We start from the raw sequence: 26,310 nt of genomic DNA on the forward strand, positions 1-26,310 counted from the left end.
TTTGTCGTTTCGCGTTAATTTAGGCCAAGCATATTCGGTTCACCACGATAAATAATGCGATCGTTTCCTCGGTGAATACCAAACGTAACAATGACGGGTGGGTTTTCCTCTTCACTTGTAGAGCTATCCCAATCGTATTTTAGCCAAGGGATGCGATTGCCTGAGCTGTCTAAATCTAGGTGGAATTGTATTTGCTCGCGCGCTGAGTCAATTTGGCTTGCAACGATATCGGTTATCCTGCCGATACTCATCGTTCCAAGGCCAGAAAGCAGGGCGTTGTTTGCAGGCGCATGCGACCAAATTGGCGTGCTGAAGTAATATTCACCATTCGCCGTTGTTGAGCTGTCATCGAAGTTAGTCGTAAATCGACCGTTTTGCCAAATTTCCACATCAAGTGGCACTTTGATCACCATGCCTTGGTTGCCACCTACATCTTGAAAGTTCAAACGACCGAATCGAATGTCTGGTTGTTTTGTGAGCACTTCGCTATCGTCGAAGAAGTTTACCTCATCAACGGCTTTTACTGAGACTAAACCTATTTGGCTGCTGTCACTATTAGTCTCGGTATTGAATGGACCATCAGGATATTGCTTATCTGTCGTGTTCTTTTTCCAGCATGGGCTATTGTTACAAGTCGCATTGGTCGAGGGCTTCTCTATAACAAACGTTCCAACACTCGCGCTACCCAGTAGTTTCCAGTCTACCTTCTTAGGCTTAGGCGGCAAAAACCGATCGGAGTATGAGCTTAGCTCGCCTAAATCGAAATGTTGTTGAAGGTTAGACGAAAAGTGGACGTAATTCTTCACGTTTTCCTTATTCGCATTGAGTGCGACAACATCGTAAGTGACTTTCTCAAAAGGTTGATTCATGTAAGCAAAAGTTTGGCCATGTGGGTAGTGCCATTCTTGGTCTTGCACTTGAAAATATTTTGGGTAAAAACGACCAACGTAACGATAGCCTTCGTTCACAGTCATACCTAGATATTTACTTTCTAGGTTTGCTTTTACTCTCAAGCTCCCGACTTCTTCCCAATATAATCCATTAAAGAAGAATTGATCATTCTTGGCTGAATTATGCGCCTGAGCCAGTGAGTCACTACTTTTTAGCAATTTTGAGGTTTGGTTCGCTGTCTCTGATGGCGTATGTTGCTCACTCGACAAGACAACCGATGCTGCTGGAGCGTCATCAAGCGTAAAATTACGGGTGATAGAAGCATCACAATAGCGTGCTGATTCAACAGACCCACTTACAGAGCCGTCAGGTTGCCAAATGATTGGTTTCACCGTTAGAGAGAAAAGTTCTCCGGCAGCAAGAAACCCTTCTCCTTGTTCAGAGGTGCCAGAAGGCAAAGCACGTTGGTTGTCACAAATAGCGAGTGTCCATGGTCGCGAGTGCACATTAAATGTTCCTCTCACTTCCACTTTGCCTTTTTCTGGGCACTCTTCAAATCCCTCACATTCAAAATGATCGGACAGTGTCACTTCAAATATGCCGGATTCGTTCGTGATAAGGCCATGTTCAGACAAGCCATCTTCAAACTTTGCTGAATAGCTAAAGTTTCCTTCACTTCCTCCTAATGGTTGAACCAATGGATGAAAAACTTTAGGCGTACCATTGTAGTTGCTTGCTACTACAGGTTCGCCGGTGGTGGCACAAGCAAGTAATCGCGTATGCACGTTTTCTGGCTTACCTGCAATAACGTGTATTTCGTTTAAAGCGGTGCTTTTCGCCTTTGAGTAGGCCTCAAACATAAATGGTGTAAACATAAAGCTAACAGTTTGATGCTTGCTCGTGTCTTTCGCCATAGTGAAAGTCAGCGTGTAGTTAGTACCTAACGCGATGGTATCAATATCGTTCGGGACCACTCGAACAACAAGTTCACCATTCTCGTCAGATATAAATTGGTTTGCTCCTAATGTCTGCTGACCTTTAACCACCTCTAAAGTGAACAAGTCAGGGTGTGATAGGACAGCACTGACTTCTGCGCTTACAACTTCTCCATTATTGGTTGTTGTTGCTGTAAATTGCGGAAGATCGTCGCCGCACATCAGTGCCATGTCGTCCGATGGTGTGACGCTGAGGTTTAAGTCGTTCTCCGATGGAGGCTGCATGCTGCAATTCGGAACATCTTGAGGGGTGATTGGACAGACTTGGGAAGAGTAGTGACAATCAGCCTCGCCCAATCCACAGTATTGCGTGTATTTGTTGTCTTGTGCTTTCGTTTGTGCACTTCCTGGCGTTTGTTGGATTTCACCACAAACTTGACTAGGCTGATTTGGAGCGTTGTTGAAGTTCAATGTTTGGAAGTATTTAATTGCTGCGGTGGGACTATAGAATGAGCCACTTAATGTAGCTGACGATCCTACAGATTCAGCCGTACCATAGATCGACATATCTTTTATAATCAGAGATTTGTGCGCAGAAACATCACCGACGACAAAATGGTCTTGTAAAGGATGGCTTGTTTTTAGGTGTAGTGTTTCGCCTTGTGATTCGACCTTACCACAGATGTTTGTATTAAATATATTGGTCGTGCTGTGAGTCAAAATGTCACCAATAATGGTGTTGTACTCACCATTAATATGAAGGGCCTCACCTGTTAGCTCTATATCCCCATCGATGAGAACGTTATGCAGCTTTGTTGGATAAGCCGATAGAAGATCACCATAGATAACAGTGTGCTTGTTTTGGTAATCGTCGAGGTTTGATGCTTTCTCATTGTTAACCGTTAATCCGGTAGCGAGGGCGTGTAGAGAGATACGTTTATTGGGTTCACCAATTGTATTATTCCCCTCTAACACAATTCCATAATCTGCTTTTAATGTTATCTCTTTTTCCGGTAATGAGGAGACAATTTTATCACCAGCGGGTAGGACTAGTTTCCCTGTACAGCGATAAGTCGTGCCATCGCTTTCGATACTAAAACTCTTGTGTGAGCAAAGTTGACCTAACTCAGATAGATCTTTTACGTCATAAGTGGTGGCGTGTGAGGTTAGCGGTAAAAAAAGAACCGCAGTGAAAATACTGCAAAGACGCATCATCAAATGTCCTAATGAGTGGAACAAGATGGCATCAAGCGAGCGTGAGCAAATGCTCACTGAAATTGGAATAGCTGCGGTACTTTTTTGTTTTGAAGCCGCTTAGTTATTGAACTTTGGTTAATTTTTATTTCGTATGTCATACCAAAGTTTAGCGGCCTTATTACAACGTAAGTGTCAGGTTAGTTCAAGAGGTAAGTGTGATGTGTGTCGCTTTATATGTGTAACTATTTGTTAGTTAAGGATAATGAGTAAGCATGTTGGTTCAGAATCAGGAAGGACGCGATCCTGATTCTGAATGTTTATAACGCTAGGCAGCGTGAACGATGAGTGGGGCCATCTGATATAACTCTTCTAGTATGGCTTTCGTTTGTCTCGAATACACCAGACAATCTCGATCGCCAACGAGCTGAATTGCTCGCACTTTACCTGCAACCAAACATTGCCTAATCGTGCGTAGAACCATTTGGATATCAATTTCTGACGCGCCATCAAGGCTGTTTTTGGTTTTTAGAGATCCAAGGTCGATGCTAATGATTATTTGGTCGCAGTGGTCTAGGTAATTGCCGATCTGTTGCTTAACGTTATTGCGATGACGAAAAGAAAACTCTTTCTCGGTCACCCAATCACAACCTTGATCCTCCGCGTATTCCCACGTTTCCTGCTTCGTCTCTTGCTCACTGACGCCAGCAAAAAACAATCGTACGTTTTGATAGCGAGAAAGAGCAAAATGGAATGCAGAGCCTAAGCGTGGCTCAAGTGTCGGCTTCAAGTTCATGTTATGCCCGATATTTACGACACCCACTTCGTCTCGATAGGATACGACCACAGGTAACATGGACAAGATTGCCTCGGTACAGTTAGTGACTAAAACGGGAATTGAGTGGCGAGAAAGCGAAAGACTTAACGCTTCCTGAAACTCGCCATTCTCCAGTTTGTCGTGGTTGAAGTGCCCATAGTTTTCAGCGGTTTCATGATCATGTTGTTGGTAAAGCCAATCACTAGCATTTTCCAAACTTTGATCAGCTAATTCAAACGCGCCCTTAGACATGGGTGGCAAATACTCACACACTGTCATAAAAGAAAAAGGGTAATGTTGCGGCTGTTTCACTGTGTGATGGAGTTTATAGCGTTTGAAAAAGCTTAACATGATGAATTACCTTTCTGGTGGTAGTGCCCTTGCCGCTTGCAGTACATGTAAAATAATGCGCTGCTTATCCTTTTCGACTCGGTGGGCCGGAGCCATTACCGAGACTGCGCCAATCAGTTTGCTTCCTTTCATTACCGGTGCGCTAATACCTGACACACCAGGGTCAATCTCAGAAGTACTGACGGCATATCCGTGTTTACGGATGGTTGTGAGCTCTTTTTCCCACTCGTCGCGTCGGTGATCTTGATTAAAATATCTCAAGATTTTCTCGCATCGACTTTGAGGCATAAAAGCGAGCATCACTTTAGATGAGGCACCGCGCAGCAGAGGTTGACTTTGACCCTGGACGAAGCTGCAACGCAGCGCCTGCATACTTTCTTTCTGTCTGACACAAAGCGCACGATAACCAGCTGGTACCATATAAGCGGCCATTTCCCCGGTTTGTTGTACCAACCTAGCCAGTATGGTTTCGACCATGTCGAGCCCATGTTGCGCGGTCTCATAGCTGTGCATGAGTAATAATGCCGCTGGACCAACGACAAATGTCTTGTCGTGAACGCTTTCTTCGATCAAGTTCCACTCTTTAAGCAGTTTTAAGTGTCGGTAAAGGCTGCTTAAAGGAACGTTCAATTGCTCGCTTAGCGCTTTCGCAGAAACTGGGAACGGACTAACTGCAACTTGCATTAACAACTGCAGTGATTTTTCGTTTACCTGGTTAGCATTAGCTTTGTTTGTCGTCATGAGAGTGTTGTAACGTGTTGTAGGAGTTACGACAAATATAATTCTTAATTACTGAGAAAAGAAAAATAATTTTAATGGGTAATTCTTACATGATGAGAAACAGACCGGTAAAGACTTTCGCAAGTACCGATAGACATAACATGGTGTCGAATTAAAGTCTCAGGTTTGAGGCGCTTGATACTAAATTGGAACAGGAGTGAATAAGACATTGTTTAGTTTGCGGTATTACTCAGCGTTTCGCATACTGAGTTAATCCAAACAAATAATGTTAAAAAACGTGAGTTGCTAGCGGGTATCGGAATCGAGGTACCATCTCAGTAAATCGGTTTTATAAAAGGTTACTTTTATATGCTGAATAAGGCGATTTTTAAAAAAGCCATCATTTTCCTTCTGCCTATTCCCTTGGTTATTGGAGAGGTTTTGTATTTAGCTCGTGAAAGCGTGCAAAACAATCTCAATCATTTATTAGAAAAAAATGTGCAAATTGCAGATGAAATTTTATTCCAAATAGAGACAGAAAACCGCACGGCGCTGCTACACCCTGAACGATGTGAAGAGCTCCAGCAAAGCTTAATGTTTGAACGAGATATTGAAGAAATGCTCATTGTGAAAGAGGGAGTCATTACTTGTTCTTCGAAATTGGGAAGTATCTCTAAACCGTTAGCTGAGCACATCGCCTTTCCCAAGGGACAAACGCTAGCGCTTGGTAGTGTTGATAGCTTGTACGATCAGTTCTTGCTAGTGGTAACGGAAGGAGAGCGGGGTTATCAAGCCGTAACGATTATCGATCATGACTACTTTAATGCGACAATAGGGTTTAACAACGATTTACGCCTAAAACGCTCTGCGCTGTTTATCCATGATCAAGTTTCACCAGAAGGAGCATTAAGAGCGGGAAGTAATCCTATCGGTATCAAATCGTCGCAAATGTTTGAGTATGAAGCTTTGAGCGAAGCCAGCGATCTTTTCGTCAAACAGAGAACACTTTCCTATTTTTTGTACTCAATTCCAATTATTTTCGTTATCTACCTTTGCTTGTATGCGTTGAATAAGTTTATTGATCCCCATCGCAATTTGATACTGGATCTTAAAAGAGCGATAAAAAGAGGAGAGTTGACCCTGTATTACCAACCGCAAGTTAACGTTGATACCGGTCAGTTATTCGGGTTTGAAGCGCTAGTGCGATGGGAGCATCAAAGTAAGGGGTTCATTTCTCCGGATGAGTTTGTCCCTGCGGCAGAGCAAAGTGGATTGGTTTTTTTACTTACTGATTTCGTTCTGGATAAAGCGGCAGAGGACTTCAGTAAATTAGGCTTTGATCAGCCTGTCCACCTTGGTATTAACGTGCCGCCTGGTTATTTAGTCGGACCAAACGCGATCAGAAAAATTCAATTGCTCGACAGACAGTTGAGCCGAAACAAAGTCTCATTAGGGGTAGAGATAACGGAGCGTCAGCTCATTGATTCAGAGGCGAGAAAATGCATTGCAGCGCTGCGAGTGCATGGTATTGATGTGCTGATCGATGATTTTGGAACTGGCCAAACCTCGTTAGCATTTCTACAGCACATGCGCATAGATTACTTAAAAATCGATAAGTGTTTTGTCGAAACTATTGGTATTCCTAGCCTTAGTGCTTCTGTCTTAAAAGCGATGGTTCACTTCGCGGAAGAATTACAAGTACAATTGATCGCTGAAGGCGTGGAAACCATAGCGCAAGCTGAACACTTAAAGCAGATGGGAGTGAGATATCATCAGGGATACCTGTACTCCAAACCATTACCTTATGAGCAGCTTGCGCAGCGAAGTCATTATGATTGGTAGACGTTAGCTCTATAACACTGAGCATTTTCATCAAACACAAACTCTAACTCATTTTTGATGCTATCTAAGCGGTCTTCTTGGTAGTGAGACACATACAATAGTTGGCTTAAATTCTCTCTAGCGATGAGTTCAAGTGTGTTCTTAACTAACCGTCTACCCAAAAAATCTAACCCTTGATACGGCTCGTCCAAAATCAATAATGTGGGTTGTTTCACGATGGCTCTTGCAATCAGTAACAGTCGCTGCTGGCCGTACTCTAATTGCTTAAATGAGGTTTTTTTGTACTGGCTCATATGTAAGATATCGAGCCACTCGTTTGCAATATCCATTTCTTTGCGAGTTGGCTGGTTATACAACCCAATCGAATCGTAAAATCCTGACAAAATGACTTCTAATGCGCTGCAATTGACTCGATATTGGAGGTGTAGCGCTGAAGACACCATACCGATATGCTGCTTAATTTCCCAGATTGTCTCGCCAGTACCACGCTTTTTACCAAAAATATCAATGTCATTGCTGTAGCATTGCGGATGATCGCCAAAGATCAATCCAAGTAAGGTACTCTTTCCACAACCATTTGGGCCTTTGACCTGCCAATGTTGGCCCTTGTCTATGCGCCAGTTCAAGTCAGTAAAAATCTTCTTATCGGTGTATTCAACAGTCCCATTCTTTAGTTCAAATATTGGGTTGTTGAATGGTGTCGAGTGCTGATGCTGACGTATCAAGCTCATCATTTCTTCACTCTGTTGCTTTGACTGAGATTTAATTTGTCCAATGATTGGATGATTATCCCAACTGGACTTATCCATTGTACTATCAAGCTTTCCTGCACTGAAAAGCGCGATGCTATTGATCCACTCAGGCATGTCAGATTCGCGAGAGAAGGTTATGAGTAGTTGCACATTTTGAGAAAGCGAGTGTAAATAGCGAGCGAGAGCAGCTCGGTGCGCAATATCTAAGCCAGTAAATGGATTATCGAGTAATACTAAGTCAGGTTGTGTGGCTAAAGCTCGGGCGAGCATTACTCTTCTGGTTTCTCCGGTAGAGAGAACACGGAAGCCACTATCTCTAAGATGACTTAGGTCGAGATCATTAACTAGCTGTTCAGTTAAGTTAGTGTCTTGGCTCTGTTCTAGGATTAATGAATAAACAGTGCTTCCTTGGTCGATACGATCAAGAAAATCCGTATCATCTTTTTCTAATTCTCTTTCCAGTAATCGCTGTTGCTCTGATAACGACACTTGCGCAACGGACAGCCCATTTAGCTCAATTTCCCCACTATTTGGTGATATTTCATCACAAATAAGGTCTCCAAGCAGAGAGCCAATATCTCCATCCGCGCTGAATATCCCCCAAGACTGCTGAGTGTTAATTTTCCAATCGTCAATAAACAAGTGTGTCGTGTTTCTCTTAGCTGCAAGCTGACGAAAGTGAATAGTCATTGTGTTTGTCTTCCCTGTTTTCGTTTTAGTGGATTACTTATAACAATTTACGAACTCAGTACGGAAGCGCTTTTGTGTATTAATTTTGAACAGTGCTCAGTCTTGTGCATATTAACGAAGCCTTGTAGTAGAGGATAAAAATGCGACTAGAGTCATTAAGTAACAAGTAAACTTGTCAATAATTTTGTTTTATTTTTGAATCAACCTATCATTATGCATGTATATGTTATGCTGATAAATTCATATTTGCCGTTTGTTAATTAATCAATGTAAGGACACATGTTTATGAGTGAAACGGAATACGATTACCCTTCGAGTTACAGCCTAGTTTCCATTACCGATACCTCCAGTTACATCAAATATGCCAGTGAAAACTTTAATGAAGTCGCGGGGTTTGATGAAGGGGAGCTTATCGGTAAACCCCACAATGTTGTGCGTCATCCTGATATGCCAAAACAGGCTTTTAAAGATTTATGGACTCACCTGAAAACTGGCAAACACTGGATGGGAATGGTCAAAAATCGACGTAAAAACGGCGGCTATTATTGGGTTGACGCGTTTGCTTCTCCTATAAAATCTAATGGTGAAGTTGTGGAATACCAATCAGTGAGATTTAAACCTGAGCGTATACACATCCAGCGAGCGGAAAAAGCGTATTCGAAGCTTCGAAATAATCGTAAGCCGTGGAAAATGTATCTTCCTCGTACACGTTTGTGGATGAGATCGGCCTTCTTCCTTTTAATTTCAAACCTTCTTGGCTTACTCATTCTACAAATGAATCAATCACCAGTGATAGCGTTTGGCGTTGTTGCGTTACTTTCCGTTTTCTCTATTTATGTATTAACCAGACCAGTTGAGAAGCTCGCTAAACAGGCTAGGCAAGACTTCAACAATCCACTCATGGAATATATTTATTGCGGAAGAATCAACGATCTGGCTGAGATTGAGCTGGGTATGAAGATGCGTAAGCAATTTGCAAATGCGCTATTGGGGCGCGTTGGCGTGTCTGTAAAAGACTCTTGCGAAGAAACGCGCGCAAGTGCTAACAGTGCTGCGACAAATAGCCAGCAAGTGACGGAGAACTTAAGCGCACAGAAAGTGGAGATTGACTCGGTCGCAACAGCGGTCAACGAGATGCAAGCCTCTTCATCTGAGATATCAAATAATGCTCAAGCGACCGCCGAGGCTACGTTAGAAGCGCAAAATACGATGATAGACAGCCGTAGCGTTATCGATAATGTTAACCAATCGGTTTTAGAGTTGGTGGGTGAGCTCGGCGAAATATCTAAAGTGGTCATACGTTTGAACCAACAAACCGAGCAAATTGGAACCGTTGTTGAAGTCATCAATGGTATTGCCGAACAAACTAATTTATTAGCGTTGAACGCTGCAATTGAAGCCGCGAGGGCAGGCGAACAAGGCAGAGGGTTTGCCGTTGTAGCAGATGAAGTGAGAACCTTAGCTAAAAGAACTCAGGAATCGACAACAGAGATTAAATCGGCCATTGAAGGGATTCAAAATGGGAGCAAATCAGCGGTTTCTGCGTTAGAGAAAGGTAATGAAATGTCGACCGGAACGGTAACATTGTTAGGTACTGCTTTGGATAGCATTCAACAATTGGAATCCCTTGTTCAGGACGTCGTCGAACGAAACCAACAAATTGCGGTCGCGATAGAAGAGCAGGTTTATGTAACGGATGAAATAAATGAAAACATCCAGTCGCTTAATTTAAAGTACAGTGAATCGTATGAACTGATGACTGAAACGAATCATATGAACACCAAAGTGCAAAATTGCACCAATGACCTGTCTGAAATGATTAAGAAGTTTGCTTAAACTTTAGAAAATCGAAGTTAAAAGCCCGCTAAACATTAGCGGGCTTTTAACTGGAATATAGTGAAGTGCCGGATTCGTTTACGAGCGAGGATTTCTAAATCTCGTTTTTTAAGAGCTAAAACGACGAAAGCTCGCAATAAATGCGAGCTCTCTAAATAAGTGGCGGAGAGATAGGGATTTGAACCCTAGATACGCTATTAACGTATGCCGGTTTTCAAGACCGGTGCTTTCAACCACTCAGCCATCTCTCCGTTGTGGGCGGTATAATAAGGAGCATAGTCCGACTTGTAAAGTGCTGAATTATAATAGAAGTACTGTTTGCTTGTTTTATGATCACTGATGTGATGTTGGACAGTTTGAAAACGGAGTGAAAAAGGGACAAAAAGTACCAATTTATAGAGTTTTTACTTTATATTGGCGCACGTCAATAAAATGGTGTTTTATTGTTATCTTGCTGATATATAAGACATAACATGCTTTTAGGGTACATGTGTTCGCCCGAAAGTATTTGCAAGACTTTGTGAACTAATTCAAAATTAACTGGTATAGCCAGTTGTGCTTAGAATTCTTAAGGGTGTTTATGAAGGTCACAAATCTATTTAAAGACAAAGTTGATGCGATTTCTGCTCATCAATCCGAGTTTATGAATTGGATGTCTCCAACGTTACGCGATTATTGGAGTGACTTTTTGGGGAAAGCTCAAAATAGCTTTCTTTTCTCAAAAGTTCGTGATCACCAGCAGCCAGCCGTCAACGAAGAAGTTGCACCTCAACCTGCACCGATCGTAATGGCACCTGAGGCTCAAAAGCTTTATGACGAGTTAAGTGAAAAAATTGGCGAAGTTATTCACACTGGTGATTGGGTTCATGTGTCTCAAGAACGTATTAACCAATTTGGTGCTGTAACGGAAGACATGCAATGGATTCATACCGATCCAGAGCGTGCTTCAACTGAATCTCCATTTAAGACAACTATCGCTCATGGCTTTTTAACATTAGCATTGCTGCCTAAACTGACGGATTCAGTCGATCCAGACAAGCCAATGTTCCCAACAGCTAAAATGGTAGTTAACTTGGGTTTAAACCAAGTCCGTTTCCCTTACCCTGTCAAAGCAGGCAATAATGTTCGTGCAGTCAGCACGTTAACAAAAGTAACGCCAATCAAAAAAGGTTTGGAGATTGAGCGCGAAATTAAAGTGGAAATTGAAGGTATTCGTCGACCTGGTGCGGTTGTGGTCTCTGTAATTCAACTGCATTTCTAATTCCGAAACCGGATAGAACACGACATAGTAAAAGAGAGCATCAGGGTGCTCTCTTTTTCATTTTTACTGATTAAAGTTTTTTACTGGCGTATAACCGTAATCTGCAATCGCTTTTTGTCCCTGCTCTGAACGAAGGAAAGCGATAAAACCTTTACCTGCATCGCTAATCTTATCTACTTTGTATAGCACTAGGAATGGTCGCGCCAACTTGTACTTATGATTGCTAATGTTTGTCGAGGTTGGGTCAATACCATCTAACTGAATCGCCTTGATCGAGCGATCTACTGACCCTACAGAGATAAAACCAATGGCGCGAGTGTTATGGTTAACAATGGTTTTTACCATGCTGTTGCTGTTTACAACCAAGTTGTTTGGGCTGATATCCGAGACAAGGCGATCATTAACGATTTTGGTCAGTCCCAGCAAGCTTTCGAAGCTGTAACGTGAACCTGAAGACGCTTCTCTAGTAACCACCGCGATAGGCTGATCTGCGCCCCCGACCTCTTTCCAATTCTTAATCTTACCTTTGTAAATATCAAACAGCTGTTGCTGAGAAAGGTTTTCTACAGAGTTGGTACGGTTTACAACAACAGCGAGGCCATCATAAGCGATAGGGTATACATTGAGATCTTCACCTTTTTCGCTTTCAGTCAGATAGCGAGAGCTCATGCCTATTTCGGCTACTCCTTTATTGACCATGGTGATACCAGCACTCGAACCAATGCCCTGAACAGCAACGTAATCGTCTGGGTGTGTTTTGTTGTATTCCTCAGCAAGTACATCCATCACACGAGCAACCGACGTTGAACCCGAGATGTTGATTTCTTTTGCAATGGTAGGGAGGGAGACTGCTATGGCCAATAACGTCGCCACAGTAAAACGTAACATATTAAACTCCATATACGGGATAAAGCAGAGTTTATGATATTGCGTTCAGGTTACACTTTTGTGAACTGTTAGCGCTAAACAGGGGAATTGTTTCTAGTCAAGAGGTGATGGAGCTAGCGTTTCCAAGTGGACTGAGATGATAATCTGGGCAAATGATAATATAGCTATCTTATACTTGAGTTAGGTAGATAACTACCATCGGTGATGATGTAAAGGTTATATACTAGGATCGACAGCTCTAACTATCATCCATCGGGAGAACGTTGATGTCAGTGTCCCAAATGGCGACAAGTCGTTTATACAAATCAGTTCAATCGCTCTGCTCTGCGCGTAATGCTAACTTGCCTGTCGAACAGGGCAAGTGCCTCTATGAGCTAGTAGAAAATGGCGTTGAGCTTCATCGGGCGCATTTTCTCCTCGACTCCCAGCATAGCGAGTATACTTCTCCCGTCGCGAAGATCATGTTTGATGAGGAAAACCAACTTTGGTATTTCTATGTTCCCACATATCACAACGAGCTGTTAAGGTGGGTGCCTTATAAGCCACTTCCATTTAGCCGAATGCTTGAGGACTTACTCAACGAGTTGGAGCGCGATCCTCAAGCGTGTTTTTGGGAATAGGGCGAGCCCAACGGATGCGAATGCCGACATGATTTATACTTTAGGCCTAACAACTTGGTTTCTAAAGTCTTTGGGGGTCATGTTGTAAACGGATTTAAATGCTGTACTGAAATGCGCTGCACTTTTAAAGCCAGACTCAAACGCTATTTCTGTTATTGATTTTTCTGACTTGCGCAGTTGGGTTGCTGCGAAGTTTATCCGTTTCACCTTTAATATCTGAGAAAACGAAAGATCATCTGCGGCGAGGCGACGTTTTAAGGTTGCGATGGACATGCTCATATGAGCCGCTAAGCCTTCTAGCGTGATGTCTTTTTCAATATTACCCTCAATGTACTTAATGGCTTTTTGAGAGTCGCTCAGGCTACTTGCATCATCTATGATAGATAGGATGTTTGGCTCTACCTCAACCATCAACGACAGCAATGCCATTGCGATATGGCTTTGTGTGTAGTCTGGAGCATTGCGACTCGCTAACTTAACCAACATGTCCTTCAATTGTGCTACTTCGCTACTGGATTGCGTTGAAAAAGGATAGAAGCGCCTTTCTTCCGTTTTGGAACGTAGCATCGGGTGCGCTTTCTTAAAGTCACAGAATATATTTGGATTGAAGACTAAAGCCAGTGCTTTAAAGCCTCCGTCACTAGAGACGGCTTCTGCACTGCTCAGATCTGCGGAGTTATAGAGTGTGAAATCTCCGGCTTTAAGTTCAAATTGCTCGCCATTAGGTTGATGAACTAATAGGGCACCTTCTTCAACAATATATAACCCATTATGTGTTGCAGTGTAACGCTCACTTTTGCGCGCAGTGAAGTGATTAAAGCGAATGATCTCAATGTTCGGCATACTCTTTCTTATCGTTTTACATAACAAATAAAAAAGGCGCTCAATAGAGCGCCTTTTAACTTCATTCGGTATTACTCACTTACAGTCTGTTCTGTTTGTGCTGCTGGTTGTTCAGCGAATACCTGGGTTGGCTTTGCAACTAAACTGCGGTTTTCTTGGTTTACGTCCGTAAGGACAATTTCCAATGTATCCCCAAGTTTGTATACGACCTCTTTATCGATAGAGATGGTACCGTTGTCGCCATTGCACTCAATTCTTTCTTTATTATCAAGAATTAGTGCACCAGGAATAAAGGCTGCTGCGCCATTTTCGAGAAGTCGGACACGTGCGCCTGCACGATTAATATCGAAAATCTCACCTGTGAAACAAGTTTTCTTACTCGGCTCATCAGCAAGCGTGCGTGCATATAGCCAATCTGAGACATTTCGCTCAGCGATTTTATGATGTTTACGATGTAGAGCTAGCTCTTCGCCTACTTGGTCATCTGGTTTTTGTACGGGTTCTTTACCAAGGATGACGGCCTTCAACATACGGTGGTTGATCATATCACCGTATTTACGAATTGGTGATGTCCAAGTTGCATAGATGTCTAAACCCATTGCGTAATGAGGCAGAGGCTGATTACCCACCTCACTGTATGCTTGGAACTTACGAATGCGGTTATCTAGATAAGACGTTTCTTGAGCTGCCAACCAGCGGCGCAACGCAGCAAAGCCTTCTAGCGTAGCAATAGACTCCGCTGTGAACTCCAACTGGCCTTCTGGATTGACAAGTTGAACCACTTCTTCAATCTTCTCGTTCTTGATACCTGCATGCGTATTGAAGACACCTGTTTCAAATTTATCGCGTAATGTACGACCTGCACAGATGTTTGCGGTAATCATGGATTCTTCAACAAGACGGTTTGCACTGCGGCGCATGTCTGCGTGGATAGCGATTACATCGTTATCTTCACTGAGCTCAAAACGGTAGTCAGGACGATCAGGGAAGACCACTGCGTTTTTCTCACGCCATTCAGCGCGAGCAAGAGAGAACTCATAAAGATCACGAACGATGGTCGCGATCTCTTCAGATGGCGTCCATGCTTCAGAGCTGCCGTTTTCTAACCAATCAGACACGTGATCGTATGCTAGGCGTGCATGTGATTTGATGTTTGCCGCGAAGAATTTAATATCGTCGCCAATCACACCATCTTTACTTACCGTTACGGTACAGCAAATAGCAGGGCGGGTTTCACCTTCAATCAGAGAACATAGGTTGTCCGCTAAATCACGAGGTAACATCGGGATGTTGCGGCCTGGAAGATAAATAGTATAGCCACGCTCACGCGCTACTTTATCCATTTCATCTTCAGGTGTGATGTAGGCGGTTGGGTCCGCAATAGCGATGGTGAGTTCGAAATCGCCAGATACGGTTTTCTTCGCGTACAGCGCATCGTCCATATCTTTAGTCGATTCACCGTCGATAGTGACGAATGGAACATGAGTCATGTCTACGCGTTTTAGCTCCGCGTCGTCTTTCAGTTCCCAGTTATCGATGCCTGCTGGCTCAGAGTTTGGTAGATCGTTTTGAGCAAGCGTTACCCACCAAGGCGCAATTTTATCATTCGCGTCAGTGATTTTTTCAGAAATTTCTACGAAGAAAGAGTTATCGCCTTTTAGAGGGTGGCGAATAAGATGTGCGACAACCCAATCACCTTCGGCGAACTCGTCAGGTTTTAGACCTTTCTTTAGTTTCGCTTTAAGAGATAGCTTTTTAAGCTGTGGGTGATCAGGTGCTACGTTGAGCTTGCCTTTGAACATTTTTACTCGACCAATAAAGCGAGTCACGGCTTGTTCCAGCAGCTCTTGTGGCTCTGCAACTTCGCGTTCATTTTCGGTGCGGATAATGGCGATGACTTTGTCACCGTGCATGCACTTTTTCATGTACGCAGGCGGGATGAAGAAGCTCGTCTTACTGTCCACTTCCAAAAAGCCAAAGCCTTTATCTGTGGCTTTTATTGAGCCTTCTTTTTTAGGCAGGTTTTCTTGGATTTGCTGCTTAAGCTGAGCGAGTAGTGGGTTATCTTGAAACATCTTTTCTTAAATTACCTATGGAGTTGGGCACACTATAATCATTGCGAGCTATTATTACTACCTGTGAAGCGTAATTTCGCCGTGAATTTTGCCAATTTAACCACGAGAAATTGGCTTAAATATTGATGAAATTCTCATCTGTGAGTTACGCGAATCTACGGGGAATGGTAGGGTTGGTGGAAAAATATGCTAAAAATACCATTGTTGAGAATAAATTGTGATGTAATTCAATTTTTTCTGGATTTTTTTATGCTTTTAAGGAATAATCCGCCTCCCTTAGTCGTCCCTAATGGCTTATCGCGGTTGTGTACTGTGCTGTGTTCCCGTCTGAATGGAATCAGTATCTGGATGGATCAGTATCGAATTGGAAGAGCATATGGGACTGTTTTTTTGTTTAATTAAGTAGGATCCCAATGCAAGATTCTGTTATTCAATTCAGTGATTTATCTCTGAATGATTCTATCCTTTCTGCTCTAGACGGAATGGGTTTCGTGTCACCAACTCCAATTCAGGCTGCGGCAATCCCACACCTATTGGAAGGTGCTGACGCGCTGGGTAAAGCTCAAACAGGTACAGGTAAAACAGCAGCGTTCTCTCTGCCTCTTCTCAACAAACTCGATCTAAACCAACGCAAACCGCAAGCGATTGTACTTGCTCCGACTCGTGAGCTGGCAATTCAGGTTGCAGCGGAAATGAAAAACCTTGGTAAAAACATCAAAGGTTTGAAAGTTCTAGAGATTTACGGTGGCGCATCTATTGTCGACCAAATGCGTGCTCTTAAAAGTGGCGCTCATGTAGTTGTCGGTACTCCAGGCCGTGTTCAAGATCTTATCAATCGCGAACGTCTACACCTAGACGAAGTTAGTACTTTCGTTCTTGATGAAGCAGACGAAATGCTAAACATGGGTTTCGTAGATGACGTAACTGCGATCATGGAGCACGCTCCAGAGTCAGCACAACGCGTTCTGTTTTCTGCAACTATGCCTCCAATGCTGAAGAAGATCGTTGAACGTTTCCTTCGTGACCCTGTAACGGTTGACGTTGCTGGTAAAAACCACACTGTAGACAAAGTTCAACAACAGTTCTGGGTAGTGAAAGGTGTAGAGAAAGATGAAGCAATGTCTCGTCTTCTTGAAACTGAAGAAACTGACGCGTCAATCGTATTCGTACGTACTCGTCAAGATACTGAGCGTCTGGCTGACTGGCTATCTGCACGTGGCTTCAAAGCAGCTGCACTGCACGGTGACATTCCTCAGTCTCTACGTGAACGTACTGTTGATCACATCAAACAAGGTGTTATTGACATCCTAGTTGCAACTGATGTTGTAGCTCGTGGTCTTGACGTTCCACGTATTACGCACGTATTTAACTACGACATCCCATTTGATGTTGAGTCATACATCCACCGTATCGGTCGTACTGGCCGTGCTGGACGTAAAGGTAAAGCGATCCTTCTAGTTCGCACTAACCAAATTCGTATGCTTCGCACTATCGAGCGTGTAACTAAGTCATCTATGGAAGAAATCCAACTTCCTCTACGTGACCAAGTTGCTGAAGCTCGTCTAGCTAAGCTAGGCGCTGAGCTTGAAGCAGAGAAAGAGCACAAAGCACTAGACAAATTTGCTGAGTTGGTAGAGAAACTACAAACTTCTCTAGACATCGACCCTGCAACACTTGCTGCTATGCTTCTTAAGCGTCAGCAAGGCAAACGTCCTCTGTTCTATATTGGCGAAGACCCAATGGTTGAAGCAATTGAGCGTGACAAGCAACGTCGTAAAGAGCGCCGTGAAGGTGGTCGCGACGGCGGTCGTAACTTCAACAACCAAGACTGGGATACTTACCAGCTTCAAGTTGGTCGTGAGCAAGGCGTTCAAGTTAAAGACATCGTTGGCGCTCTAGCAAACGAACTAGGTCTAGGTAAAGGTTCTATCGGTGCGATCAAACTAGCTCAAGGTCACACATTCGTACAGCTACCTAAAGCAATGACTTCAGACGCGGCGAACAAGCTAAGCAAACTACGTATCCGTCAACAAGATGTTGGTGCTGTAGTATGTGACTTCGATGATTTCCGCGAGTCTCGTGGTGGTCGCCGTGACGGTGGTCGTCGCGATGGTGGTCGTCGTGATGGCGGTGGTTACCGTGGCAACCGCGAAGGCGGCAATCGTGGTGGTGATCGTCGTGAAGGCGGTCGTCGCGAAGGTGGTTTCCGTGGTAACCGTGACGGCAACCGCGATGGTAATCGTGAAGGTGGCGAACGTCGTTTCGATCGCAACCGTGGTGGTGATCACCGTGGTGCACATCGTGGTGAACGTGGTCACGGTCGTGGCCGTCGTACAGACGCATAATCACGAGTGATTAAAGCGACGGTTTAAGTTGCTACAAAAAGAATTGAAAGCCGAGCAAAGCGCTCGGCTTTTTTATGCGCGTCTAATACGGTTTTGCTTTTCATCGTGTTTGTTTACCCAACTTATTACTTCGTCTAAGGGCAGGGCAGAACAAGTAACCCTGAATGATGTCACAGCCTCGACTTCTCAAAAAATGCAGTGTGTCCATGTCTTGAACGCCTTCTGCTACGACCGAATACCCTAATCCATGTGCTAGCGCAATCGTGTTCTCAACGATAGAGCGGGAGCCTTCAGTGCGGCTTGCTGTGAAAAGAAATTAACCAGCTTACCTTGAAACGTATTATCAATCTTTCGACGTTTTTGAGGTTATCTCATAATTTGAATCAGTCATTGGCCTTCAGGTTGTGTCATGTCTTCGATAGACTCAAAGTAGTATTTACGATAAGGGAGCCCAGTAAGAGCGTCATGGACGGCATTGCGCTTCTCTCTTTCAGCAACGGTATGAAGCTCTAATATTGAATCGTTGCTCCACTTAATCACCAGCACGACAAAGATACTGCCGCCAAAAAGTATAAGAGAAACCCCCGTTTCTAAGAGAGAAGCAATAGGTTTTTGCATGATAGCGTGCAAAAAAACGGCATAAGCAAAAATGAAACAGCTGATTAACAATAATAGGAAAGTCCACCCGGTTACGTCAGTTTTCGAGCAGATGTTTTTTGTCATCTGCCATCCCCAGCAGAGCAAAATCAAACCTAAGATCACTAATAGAAATGCAATAGTGGGCACATTATTACCCCGATTTATTGATTGGTTTGTTATTTTTGTTCACCCAATAAACAACGTAGCTTATATATCTGACTTTGTACAAATTGACCTATTCATAAATTATGTTTAACAAGTGATATTTTTTAGTCTTCAAATAAAATCAAAACTTGCTACAGATCAACAAAATTTGTTCAATCAAATCGCTTTTACTAAAAGATTGTTGAAAGATTAAAAAATTATTGAATAATAGAGGGGCAAACAAGAAGTACGCAGCGCACAAGCGCTATTACAACCTCTGCTCTACAACAGGATAACTATTTCATGTCTAATTCGTTTGTACTGGTGATCAACTCTGGTAGCTCTTCATTAAAATTTGCTGTTATTGATTCTGAAACCGGTGAAGCTTTGGTATCAGGTATTGGTGAGTGTTTTGGCCTACCTGAAGCTGAAATCAGTTGGAAATATCAGGGAGAAAAAACCGTTGAAGCAATTCCAGCTGGCGGTAACCATCATCAGTACGCTGTTGAGCGAGTGGTAAAACTACTCGAAACTCTAGGTTTGAGCTCAAAATTTGTCGCTGTAGGCCATCGCATTGTCGCAGGCGGTGAAACCTTTAAAGGAACTGTGAAAGTTGATGAAACAGTTATTCAAGAAGTAGAGCGCCTTGCTGAACTTGCACCACTTCATAACAAAGCGAACGCTGAAGGCATGAGAGCGGCAATGGCGGCGTTCCCTTCACTGCCTCAATTTGCTGTATTCGACACTGCTTTCCACCAAACAATGCCAGCCAAAGCCTTTATGTACGCACTTCCTTACGAGCTTTACGAAGAGCATAAAGTGCGTCGTTACGGTGCTCATGGCACAAGCCACTACTACGTAAGCCGTGAAGCAGCGAAAATGCTAGATAAGCCGGTTGAAGAAAGCAGCTTTATCACTGTGCACTTAGGTAACGGTGCATCAGTGAGTGCGGTTAAAAATGGCGAATGTGTTGATACAAGTATGGGTTTGACGCCGTTAGCTGGCCTAATGATGGGCACTCGCTGTGGTGACCTCGACCCAAGTGTTATCGAGTTCCTTTTCCGTAAAGGCTGGGAAAAAGACGAAGTGTTCGAGATGATGAACAAGAAGTCAGGTTTCTTAGGTGTATCTGGTGTGACAAGTGATGCTCGTGGTGTACTAGAAGCAATGGAAGCGGGGAATTCACGTGCGAAGTTGGCATTTGAGATCTTCACTTACCGCGTTGCGAAGTACATTACTTCCTACCTAGCGGCTCTGGATTCATTAGACGGCATCATCTTCACTGGTGGTATTGGTGAAAACTCACTACCAATTCGTCGTGAAATCTTGAAAAACCTAAAACTGTTAGGTTTTGTTGAAGATGAGAAAGGTAACGAAGATGCAAGATTTGGTAACGCAGGTGTTATTGCAACATCTGAGTTGCTCGGTGCGAAAGCACTAGTTATTCCTACTAACGAGGAATTTGTGATAGCCAAACAATCGGTTGAGCTATTGTAATATATAACGAAAACAGAAAGTTAAAAGCGAGCCTCGTGCTCGCTTTTTTTATTTAAAGCAATTTGGCAATTACTCTTTGAGTTTCAGAGCTTCGCGCTTTTTGATTAAAAAATCCATCAAGACGCGGATTTTTTTCGGCATATGCTCTCGTGAAGGTATATATAAATAAAACCCTGGAAACTCTTTGCACCAAGGTGTCAGAACTCGGGTCAATCTTCCCTCATCTATGTGCTTTTCCACCCATAAATCAATATGCTTCACTAAACCCACACCCTGTATTGCAGCTTGTAACATACTATAGTCATCATTAAAAATAGCATTACCTTTAGGCTCGAAAACGAGGGTGCGCTTTGCAACATCTGGAGAGGTTAGCGACCAATGATCAATTGTTCCGCTAGAGGTAAAACGATAAGCAAGGCAATTGTGATCTTCTAAATCCTCAGGAGTTTGAGGTAGTCCATTTTGCCTAAAGTATTCAGGAGAGCCCACTATTGCCGTTGTTAACGGCGGAGTAATAGGGATCGCAACCATATGTTCATCTAAGCTTAATCCTAAGCGAATGCCAGCGTCAACGCCTTCTGCGACGATGTTAGAAAACCCATCATCCATGATTAGCTCTAGGCGTATTTTAGGATAACGAGAGAGGAACTCACCTAGATAGGGCTCAATAAGCAGCCGAGCAGCGGTTCTTGATACACTGATACGGATTAATCCCGAAGGCTCAAGATGAGAGTCGTTCAATTCGTTAACGACCTGCTCAATGTTCACCAATGAAGGTTGCAAAATATCAAGCAGACGTTGGCCTTCTTCCGTCAGCGACATACTTCTGGTGGTTCGATTAATTAACCGAACTTGTAGCTGTTGTTCTAACGCTTTTAGGTGTTGTGATAAGGCAGCACGGGTTACCCCCATTTCTAAGGCTGCTTTAGTGAAACTACGATGGCGAGCAATATGTGCAAACCACGTCAGTGATGAAATTAAAGAAGGTTCTATTCTCATTTGTTAAGTATAACTAAACAGTCATGTAGATAAAACGATATTTATCCGAAACAGTGTGTTGACTAATATTACATCGAAGCTTAGGTCAGCCTGAGATGAACAGTTAACTTCTAATGGAGAATGTCGCTATGTCTAAAGTCACTTTCAAAAATCTCAATGGTCAAGGTATTGAGATTTCAGCGGTTATCAACTTCCCTACAGATTTTGATGCAAGTAAACAATATGCGGCGGTTGTTGTTTCACACCCAGGTGGTGGCGTAAAAGAGCAAACCGCAGGCCTATATGCGAGTAAACTTGCAAAAAGCGGCATAATTGCCATTGCGTTTGACCGTTCGTATCAAGGTGAAAGTACAGGTGAGCCTCGCCAAATGGAAAACCCTTACACGAGTACTGAAGACGTGAGCGCAGTCGTCGACTATCTGACAACGTTAGAGTACGTCGATAACGATAAAATTGGCGCAATGGGGATTTGTGCTGGTGCGGGCTATAGTGCAAATGCAGCGATCAATGATCGTCGAATCAAAGCACTGGGTATGGTTAGTGCCGTAAACATTGGCCAAATGTTCCGTAATGGTTGGGATAATTCGGTTAACGATGCTGACGCTGTTGGTTACTTAGAATTTGGTTCGAATGCTCGCACAACCGACACGAATGGTACAGAATTCGCGACTATTCCTCTAGCTCCGATGCGTGAAGAAGATGCCTCAAATGCAGAGCTACGCGAAGCTTGGGAGTATTACCACACACCACGTTGTGAACATCCAAATGCGCCGGGTTTTGCTCTAACTCGTAACTTAAACCAGATCATTACTTACGATGCGTACCACAAAGCGGAAGCATTCCTAACTCAGCCAATTCTTGCTGTCGTTGGTAGTGACGCAGGCAGCAAATGGATGAGTGATGACCTGATAGAACGTGCAGCGAGTTCAGATAAAACCTTGTATGCCATTGATGGTGCAAACCATATGTCGCTTTATGATGTTGCCGAATACGTCGATGACGCAGTATCCCAACTCGCATCTTTCTTCCAACGCACTCTTTAATATTCCCGATGAAAGGCTCAATTGCTTCGAGCCTTTCTGCTCTCAAGGCTTTTTACTCTTAAGGTATTGATTATGAATATGCAAAAAATCACTTTTAGAAATGCTGATATGTCTTGGGATATGTCTGCATTAATTTTATTCCCAGAAGGCTTCAATGAATCGAAACGCTACCCAACAATGATAAGTGTTCATCCTTTTGGTAGTTGTAAAGAACAAACATCCAGCGCTGTCTATGGTAAAGCCCTTGCTGAGTTAGGTTACGTCGTGATCGCATTTGACGCGAGCTTCCAAGGAGAATCGGGAGGATTGCCTCGCTACGTAGAAGACCCAAGTCAACGTGTTGAAGATATCAGTCGCGTTATCGACTATGCAGTAACTTTACCATATGTCGATGAGAATAGAATTGGTGGACTCGGTATCTGCGGCGGTGGTGGTTACATGATCAATTCAGCCCTAACCGAAAAGCGCTTGAAAGCTGTCGTAGGTATTACGCCTGTTAACTTAGGCCGCTTGTTCCGTGAAGGCTTTAGTATGTACGACCCTATCGCCAATCTTGAAGCTATGGCTGCACAGAGAACAGCCGAAGCTCGCGGCTCAGAGCTGAAAATCGATGAACTTCTTCCTCCAAATATTGAATTTGCAAAAGAAAATGGATTAACAGAACGAGACGTGTTCGAAGCTACTGAATACTACAAAACATCACGTGGACAAACCGAAGGTGGTGCAACTCGTATGCTGTTTTCACATGCACAGAAAACACTGAGCTGGGATGCCTTTGCATTTGCCGAAACGTTATTGACTCAGCCTGTTATGGCCGTGGTAGGGCAAAAAGTCGGGGCATTTGGTGCTTATCGTGATGGGCAGGAAATTTATGGCCGCTCTGTTCAATCAAAAGACCGACAGCTGGTTAATTTGGAAAATTGGTCTCACTATGAACTGTATGACCATCCAGAAGCAGTCGGCATTGCAATGGACAAGGTTTCTGCATTCCTTGAAACACACTTAAAATAATCTAATAAGTTAGAAGCGTTTTGTAGAGTTGCAAAGCGCTTATTTTTAACAGCGTAAGATGTAGTTCGAAGCGAGTAGGTCGGTAAATCTTCGTGCGAATAACCTCATCTACAGGCTATTGACTAAATACCACTGCCAAATACTGTTTAAGACAATGTACACTGAAACCTAATTAAAGGCGTTAGATAGGAATGAAGTTTAATTTATGCGCAAATCAGATAAGAAGGTCGAGAATCTAATTAGAGAAGTGTTGACCGAAGTTTGTGAAGATACGCTAAAAGGTTACGATGGCTTTCTTTGGGTGACTCATACCGTCAAATTCTCTTCTTTTCCACAAAGTTTAGAAATAGTCTGCGTATTCGAAACGAAGCAAGATCGAGCTAACTTTTTTGAAGGAGAGGGCCGCCAGCATGTTTCCACAACTATTCAAAAGGCATTTAATAAGGCAGGAGTGCAACTAAAGAACGCCAGTAAGCAAATCAGTTACGATACAAAACAAAAGTGTTAGTGCGGGCAGCAATGGTCCGTAATAAAATGGTGCTTGGCTACCTTGCTATAAAAATGCAAAGGGCACTGGATGGGCAATGGAGCTTCAGCTCACTTAGATATACATCGGTGTAACTATGAGTTATGGAGTTATGGAGTTATGGAGTTATGGATTGTGAATACGGTTGGTTTTCTAATGTTGCCTTAAGAGGCCATGATTAGTCGTTTACAATGAGTAAAGTACAAACTTCTGCATGGTGGATATCCGCAGAAAATTATTGAAAAGAAAGGCTCTAGCTGGAGCGGTCTATCATTTTCTTTGGGTTACCTCGACTATGAATAGCTTAATTGCTATGTTTCGCAAAATATATGGATATTCTTCTGCTCGTTATCTTCAGATGCCGTGCAGAAGAATGTGTTTGCCGGCTGAGGGAAAAATGAAAACCAAAATAATAATGTCTTTTCTACTCGCTACATTATGTGTCAGTGTCAGCGCCAGTACGAATGAGCCGAAATACCATTCTGCGCTAACAGTCAAAACGGGATTCAGTGAAGACAGAGACAAGCCTGTGGAAGTCTATTATTGGTATCCCACAACGAACGAAAAAAACAACTTCTCGTTTGGTAGGGGGAACATTTTTAAATCAGTCGAAACGCAGTTAGATGCCCCTTTAGCAAGTGGAAAATTTCCCGTTGTGCTTTTGTCGCAGGGCGGAACACGGTCAGCGTTTTCCCACAGTGGTTGGATAGCCTCGAGCCTGGCGCAACAAGGTTATGTCGTTGTGGTACCAAAGCCTCCTGCACCGAACGAAATCAATGCAGAAATGGCTGTTGATGAAATCACATTCAGAACCAGTGATTTGGTGCTTGGGCTGAACGAATTAAGTTCGGTCGGGATACTGTCCGGAGGCGTAGATACTGATGCAGTGCAGGGGGTCGGCTTTTTTCTGGGCGGCACATCTATGCTGATGCTCTCCGGAGCGCAAATAAGCCCGGAGAAATATCGAACATCGTGTCACAACGCCACCAATGTAGACTGTCATTGGTTACGTGAAAATAACGTTGATATTACCAGCATCCCGGATCAAAAATTCCCCCGATTTCAGTCTGAAAACAAACTGAAATCGGTCGTCGTTATCAACCCTGAGCTAACGAAAACTTTTGTCCCTGAAACTCTGGCCTTGATGAACAATGCTATCACCGTGGTGGCGCTCTCTGATCGGCTACATCCCGCACTGACACCAGCCGAATCACTTGTTGCTCTTCCCAATGTGACGTTTCAAGAGATCCCCAGTGCGAGTCAGTTTAGTGCGTTCGCAGAATGTACTGAGCGTGGCATTAAAATTCTCGCATCAGAAGGGGAGGAAGCACTTTGCCAGGAGCGTGACGAGGTTTCCAGAAAGGACAATCACCAGAAAATTTTGGATGTAATTCTGACTAGCCTAACAAAGCCACAAGAATAGCAACAATGTGACACTTTCTTACACATTGTCTGTTCGAGTAAGCAAAGCGAGGAGTAAGTTTTGTGCAGGCTTATCCCTCCACCATACTGCAAGACATACTAGTGACCGTATTATTTGCCTTAATTAAGTACTTGTCCCAGCATTTTAAAGCTTAGAAGAACACACAAAATACCAACGATTTTCTTAAGAACTTTATTTGGGAAATACGCTGCACAACGCACGCCGAGGCTAGTAGTTAAGTAGCTACTAATGGAGAAGCTGATCATTGCAGGAAGGTATATGTATCCTAAGACTAAGTTGTTCCAATCTGTATTTTCCCATCCGTTTAACATGTAACCGAGGCTTCCTGACAGCGCGATAGGGAAACCTATCGCAGCAGAGGTACCAATAGCACGTTTTACCTCAAAATTTTGCTGGACAAGATAGGGGATGATCAACCCCGCACCGCTTATAGAGACAAGTGCTGATACAGAGCCAATCACCGAGCCTACAGTGATATTACCGATAGCCCCATGTGGGTTAGGGTTGTACTCATTTTCAGTGTTGAGGAACATCTTATAAGCAACATACAACATGAATACGCTGAAAAAGCCTGCAAGATAGACGCCTCGTAGATACGATGCTACGAATGTGGCGCAAAATGTTCCGACTAGAACTCCGCTCAACATTTTTACTACCATTGTCGAGTCTACATTCTCTTTTTTGTAGTGAGCGCGCATGCTGCCCAATGTTGTAATAATCATCGAAGCCATTGATGTCCCCAACGCAAGATGCACTACTTCCGTATCAGCTATTCCCTGTAGTGAAAATAGAAACGCAAAAATAGGGACGGCCATTCCACCACCACCCACACCAACGAGTCCTGCGAGAAAGCCAATGCCCAAGCCTGCCGTAATGTAATAGATAATAAAGATAGGTTCGTTCATGATGGTTCTGCCTTCGATAAAATGGTCGTTGCTAAAATGTTA

At 43.4% G+C, this 26,310-nt stretch carries 19 protein-coding genes, 1 tRNA gene and 2 pseudogenes; 10 read left to right on the plus strand and 12 right to left on the minus strand.

Annotated features, from left to right (window positions below; translation table 11 throughout):
• Positions 1-14: 14 nt before the first annotated feature.
• The 3 genes from R7035_RS15695 to R7035_RS15705 all read right to left on the minus strand — a co-directional run bounded on the left by R7035_RS15695 (position 15) and on the right by R7035_RS15705 (position 4,929).
• Positions 15-3,041 carry a DUF6701 domain-containing protein gene (locus R7035_RS15695; protein ID WP_262651399.1) on the minus strand — a complete coding sequence of 1,009 codons (3,027 nt, stop codon included), beginning with the start codon at positions 3,039-3,041 and terminating at the stop codon, positions 15-17.
• Positions 3,042-3,348: 307 nt separating this feature from the next.
• Positions 3,349-4,188 (minus strand): arginase, encoded by an 840-nt coding sequence (locus tag R7035_RS15700; RefSeq protein WP_005375657.1) that lies wholly within the window; start codon positions 4,186-4,188, stop codon positions 3,349-3,351.
• Between the two features lie 6 nt (positions 4,189-4,194).
• The gene (locus R7035_RS15705) at positions 4,195-4,929 is read right to left on the minus strand and encodes an IclR family transcriptional regulator (RefSeq protein ID WP_053307814.1); all 735 of its coding nucleotides are present in this window, start codon (positions 4,927-4,929) and stop codon (positions 4,195-4,197) included.
• 348 nt (positions 4,930-5,277) lie between these two features.
• Here R7035_RS15705 and R7035_RS15710 point away from each other — a divergent pair, with 348 nt between their 5' ends.
• Entirely contained in the window at positions 5,278-6,750 is a 1,473-nt protein-coding gene (locus tag R7035_RS15710; protein ID WP_005386194.1) for an EAL domain-containing protein, read from the plus strand.
• On the opposite strand, the gene modF is transcribed toward R7035_RS15710, so the two are convergent.
• A complete protein-coding gene (gene modF, locus R7035_RS15715) occupies positions 6,738-8,192 on the minus strand; it encodes a molybdate ABC transporter ATP-binding protein ModF (protein WP_104976535.1) in 1,455 nt (484 codons plus the stop codon). The genes R7035_RS15710 and modF overlap by 13 nt on opposite strands.
• A gap of 285 nt (positions 8,193-8,477) precedes the next feature.
• Between modF and R7035_RS15720 the strand changes: the two genes are divergently transcribed.
• Positions 8,478-10,028 (plus strand): PAS domain-containing methyl-accepting chemotaxis protein, encoded by a 1,551-nt coding sequence (locus R7035_RS15720; protein WP_033907145.1) that lies wholly within the window; start codon positions 8,478-8,480, stop codon positions 10,026-10,028.
• A gap of 160 nt (positions 10,029-10,188) precedes the next feature.
• On the opposite strand, the gene R7035_RS15725 is transcribed toward R7035_RS15720, so the two are convergent.
• Positions 10,189-10,279, minus strand: a tRNA-Ser gene (locus R7035_RS15725).
• A gap of 329 nt (positions 10,280-10,608) precedes the next feature.
• Between R7035_RS15725 and R7035_RS15730 the strand changes: the two genes are divergently transcribed.
• A complete protein-coding gene (locus R7035_RS15730) occupies positions 10,609-11,289 on the plus strand; it encodes a MaoC family dehydratase (RefSeq protein ID WP_005375670.1) in 681 nt (226 codons plus the stop codon).
• Between the two features lie 63 nt (positions 11,290-11,352).
• On the opposite strand, the gene R7035_RS15735 is transcribed toward R7035_RS15730, so the two are convergent.
• Entirely contained in the window at positions 11,353-12,177 is an 825-nt protein-coding gene (locus tag R7035_RS15735) for a phosphate ABC transporter substrate-binding protein (RefSeq protein ID WP_017635752.1), read from the minus strand.
• 266 nt (positions 12,178-12,443) lie between these two features.
• On the opposite strand from R7035_RS15735, the gene R7035_RS15740 reads away from it, so the two are divergent.
• Entirely contained in the window at positions 12,444-12,797 is a 354-nt protein-coding gene (locus tag R7035_RS15740) for a DUF3024 domain-containing protein (RefSeq protein ID WP_017821084.1), read from the plus strand.
• Between the two features lie 33 nt (positions 12,798-12,830).
• On the opposite strand, the gene R7035_RS15745 is transcribed toward R7035_RS15740, so the two are convergent.
• Positions 12,831-13,640, minus strand: a complete 810-nt coding sequence (locus tag R7035_RS15745; protein WP_017635750.1) for a helix-turn-helix transcriptional regulator — start codon at positions 13,638-13,640, stop codon at positions 12,831-12,833.
• Between the two features lie 71 nt (positions 13,641-13,711).
• The gene (gene rnb / locus R7035_RS15750; protein ID WP_213967996.1) at positions 13,712-15,715 is read right to left on the minus strand and encodes an exoribonuclease II; all 2,004 of its coding nucleotides are present in this window, start codon (positions 15,713-15,715) and stop codon (positions 13,712-13,714) included.
• A 413-nt stretch (positions 15,716-16,128) separates the two neighbouring features.
• Here rnb and R7035_RS15755 point away from each other — a divergent pair, with 413 nt between their 5' ends.
• Positions 16,129-18,060: a DEAD/DEAH box helicase gene (locus R7035_RS15755; RefSeq protein WP_005375680.1), complete on the plus strand. Its 1,932-nt coding sequence runs from the start codon at positions 16,129-16,131 to the stop codon at positions 18,058-18,060.
• A gap of 72 nt (positions 18,061-18,132) precedes the next feature.
• Here the strand turns inward: R7035_RS15755 and R7035_RS26180 are convergent.
• Together R7035_RS26180 and R7035_RS26185 are read right to left on the minus strand one after the other, a co-directional pair.
• A pseudogene (locus R7035_RS26180) lies at positions 18,133-18,376 on the minus strand (EAL domain-containing protein); the annotation flags it as partial.
• A gap of 86 nt (positions 18,377-18,462) precedes the next feature.
• Positions 18,463-18,783, minus strand: a pseudogene (locus tag R7035_RS26185) (GGDEF domain-containing protein); the annotation flags it as partial.
• A 363-nt stretch (positions 18,784-19,146) separates the two neighbouring features.
• On the opposite strand from R7035_RS26185, the gene R7035_RS15765 reads away from it, so the two are divergent.
• Positions 19,147-20,340, plus strand: a complete 1,194-nt coding sequence (locus R7035_RS15765) for an acetate/propionate family kinase (RefSeq protein ID WP_005386205.1) — start codon at positions 19,147-19,149, stop codon at positions 20,338-20,340.
• A gap of 69 nt (positions 20,341-20,409) precedes the next feature.
• Here R7035_RS15765 and R7035_RS15770 read toward each other — a convergent pair whose 3' ends face one another.
• The gene (locus tag R7035_RS15770; protein WP_213873957.1) at positions 20,410-21,339 is read right to left on the minus strand and encodes a LysR family transcriptional regulator; all 930 of its coding nucleotides are present in this window, start codon (positions 21,337-21,339) and stop codon (positions 20,410-20,412) included.
• 128 nt (positions 21,340-21,467) lie between these two features.
• On the opposite strand from R7035_RS15770, the gene R7035_RS15775 reads away from it, so the two are divergent.
• The 4 genes from R7035_RS15775 (at position 21,468) to R7035_RS15790 (ending at position 25,342) form a co-directional block, all read left to right on the plus strand.
• On the plus strand, positions 21,468-22,382 hold the full coding sequence (locus tag R7035_RS15775) for an alpha/beta hydrolase (RefSeq protein WP_017821078.1): 915 nt from the start codon (positions 21,468-21,470) through the stop codon (positions 22,380-22,382).
• Between the two features lie 72 nt (positions 22,383-22,454).
• Positions 22,455-23,393, plus strand: a complete 939-nt coding sequence (locus R7035_RS15780) for an alpha/beta hydrolase (RefSeq protein WP_017635745.1) — start codon at positions 22,455-22,457, stop codon at positions 23,391-23,393.
• Between the two features lie 205 nt (positions 23,394-23,598).
• Complete coding sequence (locus R7035_RS15785; protein WP_132936368.1) at positions 23,599-23,901, plus strand: Fis family transcriptional regulator; 303 nt, start codon at positions 23,599-23,601, stop codon at positions 23,899-23,901.
• A 232-nt stretch (positions 23,902-24,133) separates the two neighbouring features.
• The gene (locus R7035_RS15790; protein WP_240694219.1) at positions 24,134-25,342 is read left to right on the plus strand and encodes an alpha/beta hydrolase family protein; all 1,209 of its coding nucleotides are present in this window, start codon (positions 24,134-24,136) and stop codon (positions 25,340-25,342) included.
• Between the two features lie 119 nt (positions 25,343-25,461).
• On the opposite strand, the gene R7035_RS15795 is transcribed toward R7035_RS15790, so the two are convergent.
• Positions 25,462-26,268 carry a sulfite exporter TauE/SafE family protein gene (locus R7035_RS15795; protein ID WP_053307804.1) on the minus strand — a complete coding sequence of 269 codons (807 nt, stop codon included), beginning with the start codon at positions 26,266-26,268 and terminating at the stop codon, positions 25,462-25,464.
• Positions 26,269-26,310: the final 42 nt, after the last annotated feature.

The organism is Vibrio sp. 1731 (assembly GCF_033339955.1).
Lineage (GTDB): Bacteria > Pseudomonadota > Gammaproteobacteria > Enterobacterales > Vibrionaceae > Vibrio > Vibrio alginolyticus.

Coding starts and splice junctions, on each gene's coding strand:
- R7035_RS15700 (WP_005375657.1), bottom strand. CDS start 4,188: ATGTTAAGCTTTTTCAAACGCTATAAACTCCATCACACAGTGAAACAG.
- rnb (WP_213967996.1), bottom strand. CDS start 15,715: ATGTTTCAAGATAACCCACTACTCGCTCAGCTTAAGCAGCAAATCCAA.
- R7035_RS15790 (WP_240694219.1), top strand. CDS start 24,134: ATGGTGGATATCCGCAGAAAATTATTGAAAAGAAAGGCTCTAGCTGGA.
- R7035_RS15705 (WP_053307814.1), bottom strand. CDS start 4,929: ATGACGACAAACAAAGCTAATGCTAACCAGGTAAACGAAAAATCACTG.
- R7035_RS15770 (WP_213873957.1), bottom strand. CDS start 21,339: ATGAGAATAGAACCTTCTTTAATTTCATCACTGACGTGGTTTGCACAT.
- R7035_RS15695 (WP_262651399.1), bottom strand. CDS start 3,041: ATGATGCGTCTTTGCAGTATTTTCACTGCGGTTCTTTTTTTACCGCTA.
- R7035_RS15775 (WP_017821078.1), top strand. CDS start 21,468: ATGTCTAAAGTCACTTTCAAAAATCTCAATGGTCAAGGTATTGAGATT.
- R7035_RS15735 (WP_017635752.1), bottom strand. CDS start 12,177: ATGTTACGTTTTACTGTGGCGACGTTATTGGCCATAGCAGTCTCCCTC.
- R7035_RS15710 (WP_005386194.1), top strand. CDS start 5,278: ATGCTGAATAAGGCGATTTTTAAAAAAGCCATCATTTTCCTTCTGCCT.
- R7035_RS15730 (WP_005375670.1), top strand. CDS start 10,609: ATGAAGGTCACAAATCTATTTAAAGACAAAGTTGATGCGATTTCTGCT.
- R7035_RS15765 (WP_005386205.1), top strand. CDS start 19,147: ATGTCTAATTCGTTTGTACTGGTGATCAACTCTGGTAGCTCTTCATTA.
- R7035_RS15785 (WP_132936368.1), top strand. CDS start 23,599: ATGCGCAAATCAGATAAGAAGGTCGAGAATCTAATTAGAGAAGTGTTG.
- modF (WP_104976535.1), bottom strand. CDS start 8,192: ATGACTATTCACTTTCGTCAGCTTGCAGCTAAGAGAAACACGACACAC.
- R7035_RS15795 (WP_053307804.1), bottom strand. CDS start 26,268: ATGAACGAACCTATCTTTATTATCTATTACATTACGGCAGGCTTGGGC.
- R7035_RS15745 (WP_017635750.1), bottom strand. CDS start 13,640: ATGCCGAACATTGAGATCATTCGCTTTAATCACTTCACTGCGCGCAAA.
- R7035_RS15740 (WP_017821084.1), top strand. CDS start 12,444: ATGTCAGTGTCCCAAATGGCGACAAGTCGTTTATACAAATCAGTTCAA.
- R7035_RS15720 (WP_033907145.1), top strand. CDS start 8,478: ATGAGTGAAACGGAATACGATTACCCTTCGAGTTACAGCCTAGTTTCC.
- R7035_RS15780 (WP_017635745.1), top strand. CDS start 22,455: ATGAATATGCAAAAAATCACTTTTAGAAATGCTGATATGTCTTGGGAT.
- R7035_RS15755 (WP_005375680.1), top strand. CDS start 16,129: ATGCAAGATTCTGTTATTCAATTCAGTGATTTATCTCTGAATGATTCT.